Source organism: Saccharopolyspora sp. MMCC62 (genome assembly GCF_057736575.1).
Genome location: NZ_JBYKCM010000007.1, coordinates 197733 through 219435, shown reverse-complemented (window position 1 = coordinate 219435; position 21703 = coordinate 197733). Strand labels below are relative to the sequence as shown.

Sequence of the window (21703 nt, the reverse complement as noted above, 5' to 3'; positions counted from 1 at the left end):
CGTTCGAGGCAGGGTAGTTTCCGGATCACGGCAAGTCCACCGGTCGTGCGAGCACTCGTTGCGCCATCCGGCGGCGTGCGTGATGGCAATCCGCACAAGATCCGGTGGAGATCGATGGGCGGAACGCCCTCGATCCGCGGGCCGACGCTGATCAGGATGGGACTCCGATCCCACCACCGATCAACGTCGATCGATCGCCGTCCCCGCCGCACGGGGAGGCGGCGGAAGGAACGCGATGGAACAGCGCACACCGCAGCCGGGCCGCACGCCTCGGCTGGAAAGCCCGGATCCCGGGGCCACGGGTCTCGACCGCCGCCGGTTCCTCGGCCTGCTGCTGGCGGCTCCCACGGTGGCCGCCGCCGCGCAGCTCGGGCAGCTCGCCGACCCGGCGACCGCGCAGGCCGCGCTGCCGGAACCCTCCGACATCCTCGACCTCAACGACCTGCTCACCGAGTCGGCGCTGCCCACCTCGAACCTCATCTCGGTGCAGGTGCACGAGGACGGCACCGCCTCCTTCGAGATGCCGCGCACCGAGAGCGGGCAGGGCATCACCACCATGGCCGCGATGATCATCGCGGAGGAGCTGGACCTGCCGGTGGAGAAGGTCCGGGTGTCCCTGGCCGACGCCCGCCCCGAGCTGCTGTTCAACCAGTTCACCGCCGGTTCCAACACGGCGATCTCCATGTTCACCCCGATCCGGGTCGCCGCCGCCATCGCGCGCGGCAGGCTGCTGCAGGCCGCCGCGAACGAGCTCGGCGAACCCGTCGGGCTGCTCACCAGCAAGCTCGGCCTGATCACCTCGGTCGCGGGCACCCAGCTGCCCTACGGCGAGCTCGCGGAGAAGGCCGCCAGCGACGTCACCCGGCAGGTCGAGGCCGTGCTCAAGCCCGAGAGCGAGTTCCGCGTCCTCGGCAAACCGCACAACCGGGTCGACGCCCGCGAGGCCGTCACCGGCCGCAAGAAGTTCAGCATGGACCTGGACATCCCCGACGCGCTGCCGACGATGGTGTGCCGCCCGCCGACGGTCAAGGGCGGGCCCGAATCGGTGGTGAACCTCGACGCGGTGCGCGGCATGCCCGGCGTCACCGACGTCGTGATGATCTCCACCGGGGTCGCGGTGCGCGCCCGCACCTTCGGCCAGTGCATCGACGCGGTCCGCGCGTTGCAGGTGAACTGGGAACCCGGCAGCGTCGACGGCGAATCCGACGAGACGGTCCTGGAGAAGATCAAGGCCTCCGAGATCCCGCTCGTCGTGCCGGACACCGGGTCCACTGTGGAGGGCGAATTCACCTTCCACTTCCGCAACAACGCCGCGCTGGAACCGAACACCGCCGTCGCTGACGTGCGGCCCGGCAGCGCCGAGGTCTGGTCCTGCCTGCAATCGCCGATCCTGTGCAAGCAGGAGGTCGCCGCCAAGCTCGGCCTGCCGCAGGAAGCGGTCAGCGTGCACGTCCAGCAGGGCGGCGGTGCGTTCGGCAGGCGCATGTTCAACGACGTCGTGCTCGAAGCCGTGGAGATCTCCCGCGAGCTCGGCAAGCCCGTCAAGCTCATGTGGCACCGCACCGACGAATGCCGCCAAGGCCGCACCCACCCGATGTGCACCTCCCGCATCCGCGCCAGCTACGTCGGGGACAAGGTGCTCACCTTCGAGCAGCGGCACACCAGCATCGCCACCGACTACACGATGGGCTTCGCCGAGGCCATCACCTCCGTCGCCGCCCGGCTGCCCCCGCTGGGACTCGGCAACTTCGCCGCGTTCTCGGTGCCGGTGTTCGAGCTGACCGTCGGCGTGCCATACAAGTTCGGCGTCACCACCCAGCTGCTCAACGAGATCATGCAGTACGACACGTTCCCCACCGGCTCCAACCGGAACCTGTTCAACCCGGACGTGCGCACCGCGCAGGAACTCATCGTCGACCAGCTGGCCGCGAAGATGGGCAAGGACCGCTACGAGTTCCGCCGCTCCTTCCTCGACGACGAACGCCTCATCGCGGTGCTCGACAAGGTCGCCGACGAAGGGGAGTGGGGCCGCTCGCTGCCCGACGGCTGCGCGCAGGGCATCGCGGTGCACAAGGAGTACAAGGGCGCCGTCGCGGTCCTCGTGGAGATCGACTGCCGACCAGAGACGGTGAACCGGCAGATCCGCAACGCCGTCACCGGGCCGCGCGTGACGAAGGTGGTGCTCGCCGTCGACACCGGCCTCGCGCTCAACCCGCGCGGGCTGGAAGCGCAGATGCAGGGCGGCATCTCCGACGGCATCGCGCAGGCGCTCACCTCCAGCCTGCACCTCAAGGACGGCACCTTCCTCGAAGGCAGCTGGGACGACTACTTCTACACCCGGCAGTGGAACGCGCCGCCCGACGTGCGGGTCATCATCATGCCGCCCACCACCGGAAAACCGGGCGGTGCAGGGGAATTCGGGGTGCCCGCGTCGATGGCCGCGACGGCCTGCGCCTACGGGGCGGCGACCGGCACGGTGCCGACGAGCTTCCCGATCAACCACGGCACGCTCAGCTTCGAGCCGAAGCCGGTGGTGCCGCCCATCCCGCAATCCCCCACCAACGGCCTGGACTTCGCTTACTGAGTCCGTCTGGTCCGGTTGCTCGGGGGTGAGGTGGCGGAACCTCAGCGGCTTCCTCGCTGCGGGATCGTTTTCACCGGTGGCTCCGCCACAGGAGAAGGCGCTGTCCTCGCGAGAATTCCGCTGAGAACCCGCGGCGGTGCCGGTGTCTTGGGTGGTCGTCTGCTCAGCGGCTTCGCCGCTGACGGGGCGACGGCGTGAACGCCGGGGGATTCGGTCGAGTTTTTCGAGGACTTGGTTCGTGCGGGTGGGTGGGCGCTCGGTTCGGCTGCGCACGGCGCTACGAGGGAGGAGCTTTCGGCATGGGACAGCACACTTTTCGGCTCAACGGCGAGACCGTGACCGTGGACATCGAGGACGACGTGCGGCTGCTGTGGGTGCTGCGCGAAGTGCTCGGGTTCTACGGGCCGAAGTACGGCTGCGGCATCAACGTGTGCAAGGCGTGCACCTCGCACATCAACGGCAAGGCGTTCAACCCGTGCTCGGTGCGGGTCGGCGACATCGGACCCGACGACGAGGTCACCACGATCGAAGGGCTGCCCGGCACCGTCGGCAGCGACCTGCATCCGATGCAGGAGGCGTGGCTCGACGAGGACGTCGCCCAGTGCGGCTACTGCCAGCCCGGCCAGATCATGGCCGCGGTCGCGAAGGTCCGGCAGGTCACCGAGGAAGGCCGCGACATCACCGACGCGGACCTCGACGAGATTCGGAACATCTGCCGCTGCGGCACCTACACCCGCATCCGCAAGGCCATCAAGGCGGGCGCGCAGAACATGTGACCCGGCGCGGGGTGCGGGCGCCCCGTCCGGCCGATCCGGTCGGGCGGGGCACTCGTGCGACCGGACGGCCGCGCGCCGGGCGGCCGGGCGCCGGGGCCGCCGACCAGTCCGGGACCGCGTCGGCTACGAATGGACCTCGTGCGACTGATCTCGGGAAGTGCCCGCCTGCGCGACGCGGTCCGGCTCGGGCGGCGATTCCCCCGCCGCGGCCGGGGACGCTGGTTCGGGCTGGCCATCGACCTGGTGTGGCCGGTGCTGGCGCTGAGCTCCCGGCTGCGGCTGCGCGGCACCCTGCCCGCGGGCGGAGTGCTGGTGGCCACCAACCACCTGTCGTTCGCCGACCCCGTCACCGCCACCGCGTTCTGCCTCGCCGCCGGCCGCGTCCCGCGCTACCTGGCGCGCGCCGACCTGTGGCGGATTCCGCTGGTGGGGCGGGTGATGCGCTCCGGAGGGCACATCCCGGTGCACCGCGGCACGGCCCGCGCCCAGGACGCCTACCGGGACGCGGTGCGGGCGGCCGCGGACGGCGAGTGCGTGGTGTTCTTCCCCGAGGGCACGTTCTCCGACGATCCCGCGCACTGGCCCGCGCGCGGGCGCACCGGCATCGCCCGCGTCGCGCTGGCCACCGGGGTGCCGGTGGTGCCGCTGGCGAACTGGGGCACCCACCGGTTGCTGCCGCGCCGTCGTCCGCCCCGGCTGTTCCGGCGCACCCCGGTCGAACTGACCGCCGGACCGCCGGTGCCGCTGGACGACCTGATCGGCCTGCCGCTCACCGCGGCCGTTCTGCGGGAGGCCACCGACCGCATCATGGCCGCGATCACCGGGCAGCTCGCCGAGATCAGGTCGGTGGCAGCGACCTAGGGGATCAGGAAGGACCGCTCCGGCAATGAGGACGGTGCGAACCGGCCCCGGCGCCTGCCCACCAGCTCACCGTAGAGATCCTGGCGCGCGCGGAGGCCGTCACCCGTCTCGAACAGCCGGTCCTGCCAGTCCTCCTTCACCTCGTCCAGGAACCGCTTCCAGCCGAAGGGCAGTTCGGCCAGCGGCACGTAGCGCTGGTTGTCCTTCAGCTTCCCGCCCCCGATCTTGTCCTTCTTGTGGCCGTAGAAGCTGGATTCCGGGTTCGCGGTGGCCTCCGTGGACAGTGGGGTGTGCCGGTAGCCGACGGGGCTCTTGCTGCCGGGCCCGACCGTTTCGATGCCGACCTGCAGGGCGCCGTCCTGGTCCGGGCCCGGCGGGGTGAAGATCAGCAGCAGGTGGCCGTGCGAGTCGTCCGGGAGGATCACGTCACCGTTGAAGTCGTGCCCGCCCATCCCGTCGGCGGCGAGGGGCAGTCCCCACATGCGGACCTGCTCGTCGCTGAAGCGGGAGAGCACGTTGGCGGCCGATGCGCCCATGCCGCCGCGTTCCGCGAACTCGTCGGTTCCGCTGATGTCCATGTGGTGGGTGGCGTAGTCGCGCTTCTCCTCCTTCTCCCGCTCGTTCACACCGTTCGTCGTGACACCGAGCCAGTCCAGCAGGGCGGTGGGCGGTGGCCCGTCCGCGCCCAGCGCCGGGATGCGGATGTTGACGCGGCCCCCGTGCGCCAACGCCCTGGCCACATCGCCCTCGACGTAGTCGACGTGGTCCGCCGCTTCGTCGTCGTACACCTTCAAGCCGTTCTGCAGGATCAGGAAGATCCGGGTGAGGATCGTGTTCGCGCGGGCGTTCGTCTTCTCGGCTCCGGCGGGGACCTGCGGTGAGTCCTCGAACGGGGAGGTCAGGGTCCGGACGAACGCGCCCTTGATCTGTGCGTCGCGTTCCGCGACGACCTGTTCGCGGTCCGCCGCCGGTACCCCGCCGCCGCGCAGGTCCAGGTGCCTGCCCAAGGTGAAGGCGGGGCTGTTCTCGGTGCGGCCACGGCGTTCCCGCCATTCGACGGTGGCGATGAGCAGCCGCTCGCCGGGTTTGCGCTGCAGCCAGTCGTAGTACTTCCCCTGCGCCGAGTAGGCCACGGCGTCCTGGTACGTGCCGGTGCCGATCGCCCGCAGCCACGTCGCGTCCTGCCGCCGGAGCTCCTCGACCTCGGCCCGGTCGAAGACGGGCCCGTTGATCAGCCGGTCCAGGAGCATGGCCTCGGTGCGGCGGGCTGCTCTGAAACGGGCGCCGGGGACGCGGGAGTCCGGTCTGCTCAGCGAGGCGGCGTGCTCGTCCTCCTGCTCCTGCTCCGGCGCTCGTTGCAACGAGCGGGCCACGGCCCGGTTTCCGGCGGTGCGTTGCAGGTGCAGGACGTCGGTCGGGGACGGCACCGGGTGCGGAGGCCCGGGTTCCCGGGCTCGGTCGGTCGTTCGGCCGGGTCGCTCCGGGCCGGGCCCGCCGCGTTCTCGTCGCACTCGCATGATCGTCCTCCGTTCGGCCCTGACCGGCACCCTCCGTGATCGTCCGTGCCCGGCGGAAGGGCCGATCGGGCAGAGACCGGGGCAATCCCGGCGCGAACGGCCCAGCCGCCGGGTGTGACCTGCGTTCCGGTGCGACCACGGCTGTTGCACATCGGTTGCGACAACGCCCAGGGTGGGTGGAACCGGCGAAAGGACTCCGCTCGTGACCGACCGCGCCATCGAAGCCGTCCGCGACAACTGGACCCAGCGGGCCGCGGCCTACAACGACTTCTACGAGCGCTACGCGCAGGACAAGCGCGAGGCGTGGCGCGCGGTGTGCGACAAGGCGGTGCACGCGGCGTTCCCGGAGCGCTCCGCGCCGCTGCGGGTGCTGGACGTGGGCACCGGCACCGGTTTTCTGAGCACGCTGCTGGCCGAGCTCGGCCACGAGGTCACCGCCGTCGATCCGTCCCCGGCGATGCTCGGCTACGCCCGGGAGGAGGCGCGGCGCCGCGGGGTCGAGGTGCGGTTCGCCGAGTGCGGCGGGCACGACGTCCGCGAGGTCGCGGGCGACGACGGGTTCGACCTGGTCAGCGCCCGCTACGTGCTGTGGACGTTGCCGGAGCCGGTGCGGGCGCTGCGAGCCTGGCGGCAGGTGCTGAACCCGGGCGGCGCGCTGCTGCTCGCGGACGGCGTGTGGCACGGGTGGCGGCACGACGCGCGCCGGGTGCTGGCCTCGCTGCGGCCGGGCGCGGACCACGGCTACCTGCTCAAGGTGGCCCGGGACTACCGGAAGATCGGACGGGCCACGCCGAACTGGAGCGGCCTCACCGCCGCGAAGACCGCGGATCTGCTGCGGGCGGCGGGTTTCGCGGCGGGGGAGCGGCTGGACCACCTGCTGCCGGAGTACGCGCACCCGTCCAGCGCCGCCTTCCACCTGCGCACCGCGCGTCCTCGGACGGGGGACTGAACCCGCGCGGGTGCGGGATTCCCCGGCGGCCCGTGACTGGGATCGTCTCAGTTGTGCGCTGTCGGGGTGCCATCTCCGGAAATTCGACCGGATCGGGCCGGTGATCTTCTAAGATCTGCGGCGATCTGCGCGGATTCGGCTGGAGAGGGCGGCATGGCGGACGGCTCGACGGTCTTCTGGATCAGGGTCGCGGGCGGCGGCGATCCGCACCGCGAAGGACGTCTGGTGCGGTCGCTGCGCGACGAGCTGCGCACCGCGCTGGGACTCCAGGTCTCGCTGTCCGCGGAGCAGGACGCCGCCGGTCCGCTGCTGTGGGCGTCGCTCGGCGGCTCCGCGGCGCGGACCGCACCCGCCCTGCTCGCCACGATCAGCGAGTGGTGCGCCCGCGACGCCTCGCACGAAGTGGAGCTGGTGCTCGGCGGGCGGTCGATGTGGCTGTCCGGCCGGCCGAACGAATGCCCCGAACTGGTGCGGACGCTGCCGCGCGACCTGCGGGCCGACGCGTGACCCGCCCGCGGCGCGGCCGCGCGCTGCTGATCGGGGTCGGCCGGGAGCAGGCGGACCTGCTGCGGCGGCTGGCCGACGACGGGTACCGGCCGGTGGAACTGGTGCGGGACCCGACGGCGGCCCGGCTGCGCGCCGAGATCGCCGAATTCCTCGACGGCTGCGGGCCGGACGAGCTCGCGCTGCTGCACCTGGCCGCGCCCGGCGCGACCGGACCCGGCGGGGAGCACGTGTTCCTCGCCGCCGACACCGACCTCGACGACCTCGCGGGCACCGGGGTGAGCGCGGGATTCGTCGACGAGCAGCTCGAAGCCTGCCGCGCCGCGCACACCGTCGCCATCGTGGATTCGACGCCGCAGCGCGGGCGGACGCGCACCGGGCGGCGCTGCCCGCTGACCGCGCGCGGCACCTACGTGTTCGCCACCACCGGGACCGACGCGTTCGGCGAGCGGCTGTCCGAGGCGTGGCGCGCCGCCGGGCACGACGGTGGCGCGCTCACCGCCGCCGGGCTGTTCGAGCACCTCGACCGGCGGCTGCGCGACGCGGGCGAGGAACCACCGCTGCGGTCCGCGATCGACGTGGACGACGTGATCCCGCTGTCCTTCCGCGCGCGGCGGGCGGCGAGACCCGCACCGGAACCCGCGCCGGAGCGGAGCGCGCCGGACCTCGCGGCGGTCCTCGGCTACTACCGGCGCTGCCTGCTGGCCGAGGACCCGCACCCCGGGCTGATACCGGTGCGCGCCGCGGGCGAGCGCTACGTGGTGCTGCCCGGCCGGGAGCGGTTGCTGTCCGGCGATCTGGACGACGACGGCTGCGCGCCGGTGCCGCCCACCGCGGCCGCGTTCCTCGACGAGGCGGAACGACGCGGACATCCGCTGTGGGCGGGCTACCCGGCGGTGGTGCTGCCCGGGCGCGCGGGTGCCGGCGCCGAGTTCGCGCCGCTGCTGGTGCGCCGCGTCGAACCGGTCGGATCCGGCGCGGGCCGCAGGCTCCGCCCCATCGGGCCGGTGCTGGCGCACCGCGGGCTGGCGCGGCGGCGGCTCGGCGTGGAAGGCACCGACGCCTTCGCCGCCTGGTTCGCGCCGGGCTGGCGCGGCGGGCGGCGGGAGCGGATGGCCGCCGAGGTGCTCGACCTGCTGCACGGCACCTTCCGGCTCACCGGCGGCGCGGAACCCGATCCGGACGCGTTGGCCGCCACCCTCGACGGGCGCGGCGACGGCGCCCGCAACGCGGCCGTGCTGTTCGCCGAACAGCCGCGGCTGGCCAGCCCCGGCGCGTTCGACGACCTGGCGGGCATCGCCGAACAACCCGGCCGGGTCGCGGGCACCGCGCTCGGCGCGCTGCTCGACGGCGACACCGGCGAGATCGACGAGATGCCGCGGCCGGTGCTGCCGTGGCCCGCCGACGAGTCGCAGCGGCAGGCGGTGCGCGCGGCGATGACCAGGCGGCTCAGTGCCGTCACCGGCCCGCCCGGAAGCGGCAAGACCACGCTGGTCGCGAACCTGGTCGCGACCGCGATCGGTGCCGGGCAGCGGGTGCTGGTGACCGCCGCCGACGACCGCGCGGTGCACGAGGTGTGGCGCCGCTGCGCGGGAGTGCCCGGCGCGCTGGTGCGCACCGGCGCCGAACGGGCGGTGGACGCGGACCCGGCACCGGACCTGGCGGAGGCGCTGGCCGAACTCACCGCAGCCGAGGGACGCGCCGTGCGGGCTCGCCTGGACCTCGCCGCCGTCGGCCGCATCGACGAAGCGCTGCGCACCGCGGGAGTCCGGCGGCACGCCGCGGCGGTCGCCCTCGGCCGCACCGAGGCCGAGCTCGCCGGACTGGTCGGCTCGCACCCGCGCCGGTGGGTGCGGCGGGCCCGGAAGGCCGCCGACGGCTGGATCTTCACCCGCTGGCGGCGCGCCCGCGTGCAGCGCGCCCTCGGCGTCGACCCGGGGGACTGCGCGGACCGGGACCCGCGGGCGATCTGCCGCGCCATCGCCGACTTCGCCGCCGCCGAGCACGCGTGGCGCGAACAGCGGGCGCTGCTGCGGGAACGCCCCGACGACCGGCGGCTCGCCGAATCGCTGCGCAGCGCGCAGGACGCGGCCCGCACCGCGGCCGACGAAGTGCTGCTCGCCTCGGTGCGGCGGCCGGACGAGCACGACCCGGAGCCGCCCGGCCGCGCCGCCACCTGCGAGGAAGCGGCGCGGCTGCCGCTGGCGCCGGCCCTGTTCGACCTGGTCGTCGTCGACGAGGGCGCGCACTGCGGCATCGCCGGGCTGCTGCCGCTGCTGTTCCGCGCACGCCGCGCCGTCGTCCTCGGCGACGCCGGGCAGCTCGCGCACGTCACCCACCTCGACCCGGCGGCCGAATCGCGGGTGCGCCGGGACCTGCGGATTCCGGCCGATTGGCTGGAGGAACGGGCGCTGAGCTCCCGGCGGCACACCGCCTGGCACGCGGTCGAACGCGCCACCGGCGGCGCGATCCGCCTCGACGAGCACCACCGCTGCCACCCGCGGATCGCCGACACCGCAGCCGAACTGTTCCCGGACTCGGCGCAGATCGTGCTCACCGACATCCGCGGCAGGCCCGCGATGGAGCGGCCCGCGCTGGAGTGGCGGGACGTGCCCGGCCGCGCGTGCGCCCCGGAGAGCGGCGGCAGCTGGCACAACCCGGAGGAGGCGGCCGTGGTGGCGCGGGTGGTGGCGGCGCTGCGCCGGTCCCTGCCCGAGCACGCCACGATCGGCGTGATCACGCTGTTCCGCCCGCAGTGCCGGTTGCTGGAGCAGCGGCTGGCCGGAGATCCGCGGGTGCGCATCGGCACCGTGCACGACTTCCAGGGCGGGGAGTGCGATGCGGTGGTGCTCTCGCCGGTCGCGGCGCCTGGCATCGCGGCGGACGCGGCGCGCTGGCTGGACCGGCGCTGCGACCTGTGGCACGTGGCGATCACCCGGGCGCGGTCGCAGCTGGTGGTGGCCGGGGACGCGGCGTTCTGGGAAGGGCGCCCCGGCATCGGCGCCGACCTGCTCGCGGCCGCGCGCCGCGGGCACCGCGCGCCCGAACCGGACGACCACCAGCGGCGGTTGCACGAGCTGCTGCCGGGGATGTCGGTGCAGCTGGACCAGGTGCTCAACGGGCACCGGGTGGACGCGTCGATCTCCGACGGCGGGGTCCCGCTCTCGGTCCTGCTGGACCGCGGTCCGGCGGGCGGGGTCGATCCGGCCGAGCACCTGCACCGGATGCTGCGCCGTCGCGAACTGCTCGACCCCGAACCGGGGGTGCGCTCGGCGGTGCGGGTCCCGGTGTGGCGGCTGCACGACTTGAGCGACACCGACGACCTGCTCGGCCTGCACGCGGCCGATCCTCGGGCTCCGGTGCCCTGACATCCCGGATTCCCGGCCGTGGCGCGGACATCGGCACCGCGCCACGGCCCGGGAGTCACTTCGGCAGGTCGTCGCCGATGTGGGTGGCGGCCTTGAACGCCACCTTCAGCGGGGACCAGCCGTTCTCGGTGGTGTGCGGGCCGCCGCCGGCGCCGTGGTGCCAGTACCGCAGGCAGAACCCGCCCGCTCCCTTGATGGAGCGCAGCCCGCCGTGGCCGATCTCCTGGTCGGAGCACTCGTCCGACCCGTCACCGTCGAGGTCTTCGTCGAAACCGTACTTCTGGTGCGCGAAGTGGCCCTTGTCGATCGCGGAGTGGTACGAGACGGTTCCGTCCTCAGTGGACCCGGCGAGGCTCCAGTCGATGCCCTTCGCCCACGGGTCGTCCAGGCCGCGGTCGTCCTTGCCCTTCGCGGATTCGTGCAGCTTGTCGATGAACCCGGAGCCGCCGTCCTTCGTCGGCGTCATCTGGTTCCACTGCGTGCTGCACTTCCCGGCGTCGTGCTCCTGTTCGGTGCACCCGTTCTTCAGGCCCTGGTGCGGAGTGCCGAGGGTGACGACGTTGCGCACGTCCACCTCCGACGGGAACCCGCTCCAGCCCTCCCGGGTGCCGAGGATCGCGACGCGGGTGATCAGGCCGCCCATCGAGTGCGCGACGATGTCGACCTGCTTCCCCTTCGCCGTGTACGTGTCGTGGATGTGGTTGGCGAAGTCCTTCGCGATGTCCTGGATGGGCCGGTTCTTGGTGGCCTTCCCATCGCCGATCACGTCGTCGCAGTGCGCGGAATCGCCCGCGTAGTAGCCGATCGTCCGCATCGAGCCGCGGTCCCGGCCGCCCGCGTCCTGGTAGTAGTCCAGCGCGGTCTTCCAGGTCGAGGTGTTGCAGGACGTCGGCGGATCGGTGTTGAACCCGTGCACCAGCAGCATCGTCGGCTGCTCGGCCGCGGGTGCCGCGTCGCCGGCCGCCTGCGCGGTGGCCGGGATGCTCAGGACCAGTCCGGCGGCGAGTGCCGCGGCCGCTCCGCGCCATCGTCGGCTGATCATGGTGGATGCTCCTTCCGATCGAGGTCGACGCGGGCCCCAGGTGTTCCCCCGCGTCGCTCCCGACCTCGCAGGCCGCCCGCTCCGGCGGGCGTCGCGCCCCCACGGCGATCGGCCGCGAGGTCGGACCCGGCACGCTAACTCCCGCACCCGCGCCGGTGTGGCCGAACGCGCGCGGTTGGGCCACTCGGAGCAGCGGTGGTTCGCGAGCGCGGCCGACCGCCGGTGCTCGTGAGCTCGTCGTCGGTGCACCGCATCGGCCGGTCCGCCGGTCGCGGTGCCGCAGTCGGTCCGGACCTGGTCGCAGCAGCAGTCGTGCACGTCCACGGAGGACGGTCCGGCGCCCGCCGTGACCACCATCTCGGCGCTCGTTGCGGCGTCCGGCGCTACCGTGGCCGGATGGAGCTGCGGCAGCTGGAGCACTTCCTCGCGGTCGCGCGGCACGGCAGCTTCACCGGGGCCGCGCGCGAGGTGCACGTCGTGCAGTCCGCGCTGAGCGCGTCGATCCGCAAGCTCGAAGTGGAACTGGGCTCCGCGCTGTTCGAGCGCACCAGCCGCAAGGTGCTGCTCACCGAGTCGGGCCGCGCGCTGCTGCCCACGGCGCGGCGGATCACCGCCGACGTGATCGCGGCCCGCGGCGACGTGGCCGCGGTGCAGGGGCTCTCGCGGGGACGGGTGTCGATCGGCACCATCCAGACGCTGACGGTGCTCGACCTGCCCGCCGAGCTCGGCGAATTCCGGCTGCGCTACCCGGGCGTGCGCATCCACGTGCGCGAAGGGATCATGCCGGACCTGGCGAACGCGGTCGTCGCCGGTGAACTGGACCTGGCCTACGTGGCGGGGGAGGGGCCGTTCGACGCGGAGCTCGCCCGCTTCGGCGAGTGGACGCAGCGCATGGTGCTGGTCTGCCACCCGGGGCACCGGCTGGCCGGCCGGGAGCGGGTGCGGCTGGCCGAGTGCGGGGACGAACCGTTCGTCGAGTTCCTCGGCAGCAGCCTGCAGGCGATGATCGCGCGCGGTTTCGCCGACGCCGGGGTCCGGTTGAACCGGGCCTGCGAAGCGACGCACGTCCCGCTGCTGATCGACCTGGTCGCGGCGGGGCTCGGGGTGAGCATCGTGCCGGACGCCGTCGCCGAGCGCTCCGGGCTGCCGCACGCCCGGCTGGAGGAACCGGCCCTGACCCGGCCGATCCGCCTGGTGGGGCGGTCCGCGCAGCTCACCAACCCGGCGGCTCGGGCGCTGCTGGCGCACCTCGGCGGCTGACCGCGGGGGCACCGGACCAGGCGAGCAGGCCGGTCGCGGCGAGCAGCGCCAGCAGGGCGAGCAGCTGCGCGCCCGCGAGCCCCAGCGCGAGCGCCAGCAGCAGCGCCCGCGCGGCGAAGCAGCGCATCAACCGGGCCAGATCGTTCGAGGGCATGGCGGGATTCCTCTCGAAGTTCCCGGAATGCGTCCGGGGTGCGTGCTCCGAGTATTCGGCGGATCCGCGGCGCGGTCCAACGACCATCGTCGATGGCGGCCAGCTGCGGAATGGATGGGTGCCGAGCCGTTCCCGCCTCAGATTCGAACTGCGAATTTCCCGTGGTGCGGCGGGAATCGTCGGATTCGCTCGCATCCGCTCGTTCGGGGAATCGAGATCCGGCGGGTAGCGGCCGATCATGCTAAGGGCGGGCCGTCCGGGTTCGCCGTTCCACGGGAAAGGTGTGCCATGCAACGTGTTCTCGGTCGTTTCGCCGTCCTCGCGGTCGTTCTGGTGACCGCGCTGTCCGGAATGCTCTCCGGAGTGGCCGGTGCGGCCTCCTCGGAATTGCGCATCATCAACCAGGTCACCGACGGCAGCCTGCTGCCCCAGAACTACGGGAACAACTCGAACGACGGAATCTGGATGTACGCGTGGAATTCGGCGAGCACCGCCGACGGCGACCGGTGGTCGATCGAGAACTCCGCCGGGTACTACCTGATCCGCAACGACAGGACCGGGAAGTGCCTCAAGCCGGGCGGCCAGTACTACGGGAAGACCGCGCTGACCCAGGGCGAGTGCCGGCACGTCCCCGAATTCCAGTGGTCCCTGCCGGCCAGGTCGTTCGGCAGCGCCGAGTACAAGATCGTCTCCCGGTCGACCGAGCAGGTCGTGGCGCCGTACTACGGCGACGGGATGAACGAGGTCGTCGTCCTGGAGGCGAACGGCGACCAGGACAAGAACTGGTGGCGCATCGACGCTTCCTGACGTGCGTAGCGCCCGGCTCGGTGCGAGCGCGGACGGTCTCCTGCCAGCGGCGAACCCGCTGGCAGGAGACGGGACCGGACCGGGCGCGCGGGCGGGGAGCCGCGGCTCCCCGCCGGCAGGCGCGCGGGCCCGGCTCAGGTCAGCAGGTCGAGGGCGGCCCGGACGATGGTGTCGGTGTCCAGGCCGTGGTGGCGGTAGACGTCCTCCGGAGAGCCCGACTGACCGAAGTCGGTGACGCCGAGGGTCGTGCTCGGGACCCGGTTCACCGTCGCCAGGAAGGCGAGGGTGTGCGGATGCCCGTCGCCGATCGTCACCAGCGGCGCCGCCCGGTGCGCGGGGAACGCCTGGTCCAAGATCCAGCTCGGTCCGTCCTGGCGCCCCTGCCGCGCCCGCAGCGCGCGGAACAGCAGATCGGGGCTGGTCACGCACACCACGTCGGCGTCCACTCCGGCCTGGCCGAGGCGGTCGGCGGCGCCCAGCGCCTCCGGCACCGTCACGCCCATCGCGGCGATGGTGACCTTCGGGTCCGGGGTGCTGCGCAGCGGGTACGCCCCGGCGACGACCTGCCGCCTGCGGCGTTCCCGCGCGGCCGGGTCGGCCGGGACCGCGGCGAGGGTCTGGTCCAGCGGCCGGGTGGACAGCCGCAGGTAGGCGGAGGTGCCGCCGGGCTTGCCCAGCTGCGCCAGCGATGCCAGCAGCGTCCACTCCACGTCCTGCGCGAACGCCGGTTCGTAGCTGGTGCACCCGGGTTGTTCGAGCCCGATCGACGGGGTCTTCACCGACTGGTGCGCGCCGCCCTCCGGCGCGAGACTCACCCCGGACGGCGTGCCGACCAGGATGGACTGCCCGCCGCTGTAGATGCCGAACGCCCACGGCTCCAGCGCCCGCTCCACGAACGGGTCGTAGAGCACGCCGATCGGCAGCAGCGGCTCGCCCCAGCGGCTCCAGGTCGAGCCGAGCTCGCCCAGCATCCCCACCAGGTTCGTCTCGGCGATGCCCAGTTCCACGTGCTGCCCGGTCGGTTGCTCGCGCCAGTGCAGGATGGTCTCGGCGTCGTCGGCGAACCAGTCCCGGCGCTGCCGCGAGGACCACACGCCGACCTTGTTCACCCAGCCGCCGAGGTTCGTGGTGGAGCTGACGTCCGGGCACACGGTCACGACGCGCCGCGCCGCCTCCGGGGACTGCCGGGTGAGGTCGAGCAACACCCGTCCCAGCGCGGCCTGCGTGGTGGCGGTGCCGGTGGGGGTGCGGCCGATGTCGAGCGGCAGCGCGGGCGGCGCGGTGGCGGGCACCGGTTCGCGGCGCAGCCGGTTCCCGGTCTCGGCGCACAGCCGGCCGGCGGCGGTGTCGGCGTCGAACCGCTGCCACGGCCGGTCCACCTCGGCGCCCAGCCGGGGCGCGAGCTCGGCGAACTGCTCGTGGGTGAGCAGCGAGGAGTGGTTCTGCGGGTGCCCCTCGGTCGGCAGCCCGTGCCCCTTCACGGTGTACGCGAAGATCACCGTGGGCCGGGTGTCGTCGATCTCGCCGAACACCTCGCCGAGCGCGCCCAGGTCGTGGCCGCCGAGGTTGCGGATCGCGGCCAGCAGCGTCGGGTCGTCGAGCCCCGCGATGAGCGCGCCGACGGCCTCCCGCCCCGGGCCGTCGCCGGGCAGCCGGTCCCGCAGCTGCCCGGCGTCGCAGCGCAGCAGCCGCTGGTACTCGGGGTTCGTCATGGTGTCGATGCGGTCCCGCAGCGCGGCTCCGCCGGGGCGGGCGAACAGCTCTTCCAGCAGCCGCCCGTACTTGAGCTCCAGCGTCTGCCAGCCCGCGGCGGCGAACATGCCGCGCAGCCGCCCGGCGGCGATGTTCGGCACCACCCGGTCCAGGGACTGCCGGTTGAGGTCGACGACCCACACGAGTTCGCCGAGCTCGGCGACGGCCGGGTCCAGCAGCGCCTCCCACACCGCGCCCTCGTCCAGTTCGGCGTCTCCGACCAGGGAGAACTGCCGTCCGGTGCCGCCGCCCCCGGTGGTGGAGCGGACGTAGCGGCGGGCCAGCGCACCCCAGATCGGGGCGGTGGCGCCGATGCCGACGGACCCGGTGGAGTAGTCGACCGGATCGGGGTCCTTGGAGCGGCTCGGGTAGCTCTGCAGGCCGCCGAACTCGCGCAGCGTCGGCAGGTAGCGCTCGTCGAGCTCCCCGATGAGGTAGTTGATGGCGTGCAGCACGGGGGAGGCGTGCGGCTTCACCGACACCCGGTCGTCGGGCCCGAGCTCGTGGAACCACAGCGCCGTCATGATCGACACCATCGAGGCGCAGGACGCCTGGTGCCCGCCGACCTTCAGCCCGGACGGGTTGGGCCGGTTCCGGTTCGCCTCGTGGATGATCGCGGTGGACAGCCACAGCACCCGCCGCTCGATCTCGGCGAGCGCGGCGTCCTCACGCGTCGCGCGGTGCTGGGCGACTGCGTCGTCGGCCATCGGTCGAACTCCTCGTGAACCGGGTGGCTCGGCGGCCACCGCTGGGCATGAATGGTGGGAACTCCACCAACACTTCGTTTTCTGCACAAGTCAGCGCGGTGCGATGCAGCAGAATGCTCAAGTCCGCCCGTGATAGTCCGGAAGGGGCTGAGCAAGGTGCCAAGTCAGGACCAGGTCGACGCCGTGGACGCCCGGCTGCTGCTGGCGCTGGCCCGCACGCCGCGCGCCACGATCAGCGCGCTCGCCGCGGACACCGGCCTGTCCCGCAACACCGTGCAGAGCAGGGTGAACCGGCTGGAGGAGCGGGGCGTGCTCGGCTCGTTCGAGCGTCGCGTCGATCCCCGCGCCCTCGGCTACCCGCTGCGCGCGCTGATGACGGTGCAGGTCACCCAGAGCGTGCTGGGCCCGGTGGCCGCGGAGCTGCGGGCCATCCCCGAAGTGCTGGAGGTGGCCGGGATCAGCGGCCCCGCCGACCTGTTCGTGCAGGTCGTCGCCCGTGACACCGACGATCTGTACCGGATCGCCGGGCAGGTGCTGGCGATCCCCGGCGTGGAGCGCACCGATACCGCGCTGGTGATGCGCGACCTCGTGGACCACCGGCTCACCCCGCTGCTGGAACGTCGCGCCTACCCGTGATCCGGGGCGGCGGCCAGTTCGAGGACGCGCCGCGCGCGGCGCACCACCGGTGCGTCGATCATGCGGCCGTCCACCACGAGCACGGCCTGCCCGTCCTGCTCGGCGGCGTCGGCGGCCTGCACCACCCGCCGCGCCCGGTCCACCTCGTCGGCGGCGGGGCGCAGCGCGGCGTGCACCTGCGCCACCTGCTTCGGGTGGATGCACATCCGGCCGAAGAAGCCGAACCGCTGCAGCCGCGCGGTGCCCGCGAGGTACGCGTCGGGGTCGGCGAGTTCCGCGGACACGGGTGCGGGCGGCGGGTCGAGACCGGCGGCGGCCGCGGCGGCCACGACGCGGGACCGCGCCCACTGCAGCGGTTCCGCGTCCACCTCCGGTGAGCAGGTGCCGAGCTCGTCGGCCAGGTCGTACTCGCCGAGGGTGAGCGCCTGCACTCGCGGCACCGCCGCCGATTCCCACGCCCGCCACAGCCCTTGCGCGGTCTCGACCAGCGCGAGCAGTGGGACGGTGGCGCGCGCGGAGACGGCCCGCAGCACCTCCGGTTCGGCCTTGGGCACCACGATCCCCGCGACGGGCGCGTCGGCCAGCGCGGCGAGGTCGGCGTCCAGGTGCTCGTCGTTGTTGATCCGCACCCAGATCCGGCCGGCCCGCGCCGGGTCCTCGCGCAGCACCGCGACGAGCTGTTCGCGGGCGGCGGCCTTGCCGTCGACGTGCACCGCGTCCTCCAGGTCGGCGACGGCCGCGTCGGCGGCGTCGACGGCCTTGCGCAGCCGGTCGGGGCGGTCGGCGGGGCAGAACAGCCAGCTGCGCGTGCTCACCATCCGACCTTCCCCTTCCCGGCGGAGAGGGATTTCGCGATGACGGTGCGCATGATGTCGCTGGTGCCCTCACCGATGGTCATCAGGATCGAGTCGCGGTAGAGCCGTTCGATCTCGAACTCCGCCGAGTAGCCGTAGCCGCCGTGCACCCGCATCGAGTCCTGCGCGGCCTGCAGCGCGACTTCGGAGGCGAACAGCTTCGCCATCCCGGTCTCCAGGTCGGCGCGTTCGCCGCGGTCGAGCTTGCTGGCCGACCAGTAGGACAGCAGCCGCGCGGCCTGCAACTGGGTGGCCATCTCGGCGATGCGGATCTGGATGGCCTGGAACTCGGCGATGGGTTTCCCGAAGGCCTTGCGCTCACCCGCGTAGGACAGCGCCTCGTCGTAGGAGCGCTGCGCGATGCCGAGGCTGCGCCCGGCGATGTTGAGCCGCCCGGTCTCCAGCGCCGAGAGCACCTGCTGCATCCCGCGCCCTTCGACGCCGCCGAGCAGGTTCGCCGCCGGTACCCGCACGTCCTCGAACACGACCTCGCAGGATTCGGTGCCCTTGTAGCCGAGCTTCGGGATGTCCTTGGTGACGGTGAACCCGGGCGTGTCCGCGTCGACGAGCAGCACGCTCATGCCCTTGTGCGCGGGCGAGGCGGTGCGGTCGGTCTTCACCAGCACCGGCAGCGGATCGGCGTACCGCGCGTTGGTGATCCACATCTTGCTGCCGTTGATGACGTAGTGGTCGCCGTCGCGCTCGGCGGTGGTGCGGATGCCCTGCAGGTCGGTGCCCGCGTCCGGTTCGGTGAGCGCGATGCCGGTGCGGCGGGCGCCGGTGGCCAGGTCCGGCAGGTACTGCCGCTTCTGCTCCTCGGTGCCGTGCCGGTTGATCATCCAGGTGGACACCGAGTGGCTGCCGAGGATGCCGGCGACGCCCATCCACCCGCGCGCGATCTCCTCGAACACGAGGGTGAAGGTGACGAAGTCCGCGTCCACCCCGCCGTACTCCTCGGGGATGAGCAGGCCGAACAGGCCGAGTTCGGCCATCTTCGCCACGATCTCGGTGGGGTAGCGGCCCGCGTGCTCCCACTCCTGCGCGACCGGCACGATCTCCGAGTCCACGAAGTCCCGCAGGACCTGCTGGAACTGGGCCTGATCCTCGTTCAGCTCGAAATCCACGGCGCGTCTCCTCCCGCTCCGAAAGCGCCTTCTCCGGCCAGCCGCCGGAATTCGTCCGCGTCCAGGCCGAGCAGTTCGTCCAATGTGGACGACGTGTGCTCGCCGAGGAACGGGGCGCGCTGGTGGTCCGTTCTGGGTTCGCCCGCGCGCACCGGGGAGGCGACCTGCTTGACCTCGCCGAACCGCGGGTGCTCGGTGGTGACCACCATGCCGCGGGCCGCGGTGTGCTCCTCGCGCAGCGCCTGCGGGATCGAGTTGATCGGGGCGCACGGGACTCCGGCGGCCTCCAGCAGTTCCAGCCACTCGGCCGTGCCGCGGCGCGCCAGCTCCTGCTCGATGAGCCGCACGCAGTCCGCGGAGTTCTCGTAGCGGTCCGAGGTGGTGGCGAACCGCGCCTCGGCCGCCCACGCGGGGGAACCGAGCACGTCGACGAACTTCTCCCAGAACTTCTGCTTCGCGCAGCCGATCACGATCCACGAGTCGGCGGTGGGGAAGTTCTGGAACGGCACCAGGCTCGGGTGCGCCGAGTGGTGCGTGCGCTTCGGTTCGAACTCGGCGTTGAGGTGCCAGGTCGCGAGGTAGGTGAGCATGCCGATCGCCGTGTCGTACAGGCTCACGTCGCAGTCCGAGCCGACGCCGTCGCGGCGCGCGCCGTGGATCGCCGACAGCAGCGAGATCGCCGCCACCAGGCCGCCCGAGTAGTCCACCATGGACAGTCCGGACTTGGTGGGCGGGCCGTCCGGTTCGCCGGTCACCGACATCCAGCCGGCCAGGCCCTGCAGCATGTAGTCGTAGCCGGGCTGCTTCGCGCGCGGGCCGGTCATGCCGTAGCCGGACAGCGAGCAGCACACGATCTGCGGGTTGAGGTGCTTGAGGTCCTCGTAGCGGATGCCCATCTTCGCGGGGACGTCGCCGCGCAGGTTCGAGTACACCGCGTCGCTGACGCCCACCAGCTTCTCGAAGACCTCGCGGCCCGCGGGGCTGGTGAGGTCGAGCACCACGGAGCGCTTGTTCCGGTTGAACGCCTCGAAGAACAGCGAGTCGCCGTCCTCCGCGTACGGCGGGGTGAGCCTGCCGACGTCGCCGCCGAACCGCGGGTCCTCGATCTTGATGACCTCCGCGCCCAGGTCCGCCAGGTGCACCGAGCCGAACGGCCCCGCGCCGTACTGCTCGACGGCGAGGATGCGCACGTCGGCCAGCGGCAGCCGGTTCATCGCGCACCTCCGTCGTCGTCCAGCGACAGCGGGCCGTTCTTGGCGGTGGGGAAGGAGTCGATGGCCTCGGCCTGGTCCCGCTTGTAGATCAGCACGGTGCGGTCGAACGACAGGCATTCGTCGCCGTCGGCGTTGAGCGCGCGGGTGTGCACGTTGACCAGGCCCGCGTACGGGCGCGACTTCGATTCCCGCTTGCCGGTGCAGATCGACTCCCCGTAGAGGGTGTCGCCGACGTAGACGGGGTGGGTGAGCTGGATGTTGTTCATCGCCAGGTTCGCCACCGCTCGCTGGCTGATGTCGCTGACGCTCTGGCCCAGCAGCATCGCGATGGTGAGCCCCGAGTTGACCAGCACCTTCTCGAACGGCGTCTTCGAGGCGTAGTGCGCGTCGAAGTGCGCCGGGTGCGTGTTCATCGTGAGCAGGGTGAACCAGGTGTTGTCCGCCTCGCTGATGGTGCGCCCCAGCGGGTGCCGGTAGATGTCTCCGACGACGAAGTCCTCGAAGTAGCGCCCTTGCTGACCTCCGTGCACGGCCACCGCCGCACCTCCTGTTCGTGCCTGTCGCGGACGCGGTCCGGCGGTCGGCCGCCGCGCCGGGAACGCCTCGGAGTATGCGGTCGCCGAGCAGTCCCGCGCAATACGTCAGACAATTGAGTTCCGAGTGTTCTCGCCGGTCCGGTGCCGTCCCGTACGCTGACCGTGAGCGGTCCGGGGAACTCGGTCCGGCGCGACGAGGAGCGAGGCATCATGGCGGCCACCCGGTCAGGAGGCGGCGAATCCGCGAAGCTGCGGGTGCGCCCGGTGCAGGCGGCGTACCGGCAGGTCGCCGAGCAGCTGCGCGACCAGATCGTCAGCGGCGCGCTGCCCTCCGGTTCGCGCCTGCCCAGCGAGACCGAGCTCGGGAGCATGTTCGGCGTCAGCCGCAGCACCGTGCGCGAAGCGCTGCGCCAGCTCGCCAGCCAGCATCTGATCGACACCACCCGCGGCGTCACCGGCGGCAGCTTCGTGGCCGCCCCCGACGCCGGGCTCATCGCCGACAACCTCGGCGGCAGCCTGGGATTGCTGGTCAACTCGCGCGGCATGACGGTGGACAACCTCATCGAGGCGCGGCTGCTGCTGGAGCCGCACGCCGCGCGCCTGGCCGCCGAGCGCGCGGACGAGGACGGCCTCGCGGAGCTGCGCCGGACCGTCGAAGGCACCGGGCACCTCGATCCGGACGAGGGCTTCACCGTGCACTGGGACTTCCACACCACGCTGGTGTCGATCAGCGGGAACCCGCTGCTGCACGTGATGTGCAGCCCGATCAACGCGGTGCTGCGCGGCCGGATGCACCGGGACCGGATCTCCCGTCCCGCCTGGGACGGCATCGACGAGGACCACGTGAAGATCTACGAGGCCGTCGCGGGCGGCGAGGCCGACATCGCCGAAACCCTGGTGCGCGAACACCTCCTGGGCCTCAAGCCGCTCTACGAGCGCATGGAGGACTAGTCCTCCGAGGACTCCGCGGACCGTCTCGGCGAAAACGTCAGACTTTTGTCTTGTGGTGGCGCGTGGTGTGGTTGCACACTGTGCGGGCCGGATGCGGTCGCGCATCC

General features: G+C 72.6%; 18 protein-coding genes. 10 read left to right on the top strand and 8 right to left on the bottom strand.

What is annotated here, in order from left to right; translation table 11 throughout:
* Positions 1-235 precede the first annotated feature (235 nt).
* The 3 genes from AC29IT_RS18100 (at position 236) to AC29IT_RS18090 (ending at position 4221) form a co-directional block, all read left to right on the top strand.
* The gene (locus AC29IT_RS18100; protein WP_488219538.1) at positions 236-2584 is read left to right on the top strand and encodes a molybdopterin cofactor-binding domain-containing protein; all 2349 of its coding nucleotides are present in this window, start codon (positions 236-238) and stop codon (positions 2582-2584) included.
* Between the two features lie 299 nt (positions 2585-2883).
* On the top strand, positions 2884-3360 hold the full coding sequence (locus AC29IT_RS18095; RefSeq protein ID WP_358440443.1) for a (2Fe-2S)-binding protein: 477 nt from the start codon (positions 2884-2886) through the stop codon (positions 3358-3360).
* A gap of 129 nt (positions 3361-3489) precedes the next feature.
* Positions 3490-4221: a lysophospholipid acyltransferase family protein gene (locus tag AC29IT_RS18090; RefSeq protein ID WP_488219537.1), complete on the top strand. Its 732-nt coding sequence runs from the start codon at positions 3490-3492 to the stop codon at positions 4219-4221.
* On the opposite strand, the gene AC29IT_RS18085 is transcribed toward AC29IT_RS18090, so the two are convergent.
* Positions 4218-5648 (bottom strand): hypothetical protein, encoded by a 1431-nt coding sequence (locus tag AC29IT_RS18085; protein WP_488219536.1) that lies wholly within the window; start codon positions 5646-5648, stop codon positions 4218-4220. The two genes, AC29IT_RS18090 and AC29IT_RS18085, sit on opposite strands and share 4 nt — an antisense overlap.
* Before the next feature lie 292 nt (positions 5649-5940).
* On the opposite strand from AC29IT_RS18085, the gene AC29IT_RS18080 reads away from it, so the two are divergent.
* From AC29IT_RS18080 to AC29IT_RS18070, 3 genes are all read left to right on the top strand, one after another.
* Positions 5941-6687 (top strand): class I SAM-dependent methyltransferase, encoded by a 747-nt coding sequence (locus AC29IT_RS18080; RefSeq protein WP_488219535.1) that lies wholly within the window; start codon positions 5941-5943, stop codon positions 6685-6687.
* Between the two features lie 153 nt (positions 6688-6840).
* The gene (locus AC29IT_RS18075) at positions 6841-7194 is read left to right on the top strand and encodes a hypothetical protein (protein ID WP_358440454.1); all 354 of its coding nucleotides are present in this window, start codon (positions 6841-6843) and stop codon (positions 7192-7194) included.
* A complete protein-coding gene (locus AC29IT_RS18070; RefSeq protein ID WP_488219534.1) occupies positions 7191-10559 on the top strand; it encodes a DEAD/DEAH box helicase in 3369 nt (1122 codons plus the stop codon). The genes AC29IT_RS18075 and AC29IT_RS18070 overlap by 4 nt, the downstream gene beginning before the upstream one ends.
* 55 nt (positions 10560-10614) lie before the next feature.
* Here AC29IT_RS18070 and AC29IT_RS18065 read toward each other — a convergent pair whose 3' ends face one another.
* Positions 10615-11601, bottom strand: coding sequence for an esterase/lipase family protein (locus AC29IT_RS18065; RefSeq protein WP_358440459.1), 987 nt, complete (start codon positions 11599-11601; stop codon positions 10615-10617).
* Between the two features lie 396 nt (positions 11602-11997).
* Between AC29IT_RS18065 and AC29IT_RS18060 the strand changes: the two genes are divergently transcribed.
* A complete protein-coding gene (locus AC29IT_RS18060; RefSeq protein WP_358440462.1) occupies positions 11998-12861 on the top strand; it encodes a LysR family transcriptional regulator in 864 nt (287 codons plus the stop codon).
* Here the strand turns inward: AC29IT_RS18060 and AC29IT_RS18055 are convergent.
* Positions 12815-13015 carry a hypothetical protein gene (locus AC29IT_RS18055; protein ID WP_358440465.1) on the bottom strand — a complete coding sequence of 67 codons (201 nt, stop codon included), beginning with the start codon at positions 13013-13015 and terminating at the stop codon, positions 12815-12817. The genes AC29IT_RS18060 and AC29IT_RS18055 overlap by 47 nt on opposite strands.
* A gap of 288 nt (positions 13016-13303) precedes the next feature.
* On the opposite strand from AC29IT_RS18055, the gene AC29IT_RS18050 reads away from it, so the two are divergent.
* Positions 13304-13822, top strand: coding sequence for an RICIN domain-containing protein (locus AC29IT_RS18050; RefSeq protein ID WP_488219533.1), 519 nt, complete (start codon positions 13304-13306; stop codon positions 13820-13822).
* 134 nt (positions 13823-13956) lie between these two features.
* Here the strand turns inward: AC29IT_RS18050 and AC29IT_RS18045 are convergent, their stop codons facing one another.
* The gene (locus AC29IT_RS18045) at positions 13957-16281 is read right to left on the bottom strand and encodes a transketolase-like TK C-terminal-containing protein (RefSeq protein WP_488219532.1); all 2325 of its coding nucleotides are present in this window, start codon (positions 16279-16281) and stop codon (positions 13957-13959) included.
* Between the two features lie 156 nt (positions 16282-16437).
* Here AC29IT_RS18045 and AC29IT_RS18040 point away from each other — a divergent pair, with 156 nt between their 5' ends.
* Positions 16438-16917, top strand: coding sequence for an Lrp/AsnC family transcriptional regulator (locus tag AC29IT_RS18040; protein ID WP_488219531.1), 480 nt, complete (start codon positions 16438-16440; stop codon positions 16915-16917).
* On the opposite strand, the gene AC29IT_RS18035 is transcribed toward AC29IT_RS18040, so the two are convergent.
* The 4 genes from AC29IT_RS18035 to AC29IT_RS18020 are packed head-to-tail and all read right to left on the bottom strand — an operon-like array spanning position 16908 to position 20645.
* Positions 16908-17735, bottom strand: a complete 828-nt coding sequence (locus AC29IT_RS18035) for an HpcH/HpaI aldolase/citrate lyase family protein (protein WP_488219530.1) — start codon at positions 17733-17735, stop codon at positions 16908-16910. The genes AC29IT_RS18040 and AC29IT_RS18035 overlap by 10 nt on opposite strands.
* Entirely contained in the window at positions 17729-18895 is a 1167-nt protein-coding gene (locus AC29IT_RS18030; protein WP_358440572.1) for an acyl-CoA dehydrogenase family protein, read from the bottom strand. Before AC29IT_RS18030 ends, AC29IT_RS18035 begins: the two co-directional genes overlap by 7 nt.
* A complete protein-coding gene (locus tag AC29IT_RS18025) occupies positions 18880-20109 on the bottom strand; it encodes a CaiB/BaiF CoA transferase family protein (protein ID WP_488219529.1) in 1230 nt (409 codons plus the stop codon). Before AC29IT_RS18025 ends, AC29IT_RS18030 begins: the two co-directional genes overlap by 16 nt.
* Complete coding sequence (locus tag AC29IT_RS18020; RefSeq protein WP_488219528.1) at positions 20106-20645, bottom strand: MaoC family dehydratase; 540 nt, start codon at positions 20643-20645, stop codon at positions 20106-20108. Before AC29IT_RS18020 ends, AC29IT_RS18025 begins: the two co-directional genes overlap by 4 nt.
* A 210-nt stretch (positions 20646-20855) precedes the next feature.
* Between AC29IT_RS18020 and AC29IT_RS18015 the strand changes: the two genes are divergently transcribed.
* Positions 20856-21596, top strand: a complete 741-nt coding sequence (locus AC29IT_RS18015) for a FadR/GntR family transcriptional regulator (protein WP_488219527.1) — start codon at positions 20856-20858, stop codon at positions 21594-21596.
* Positions 21597-21703 lie beyond the last annotated feature (107 nt).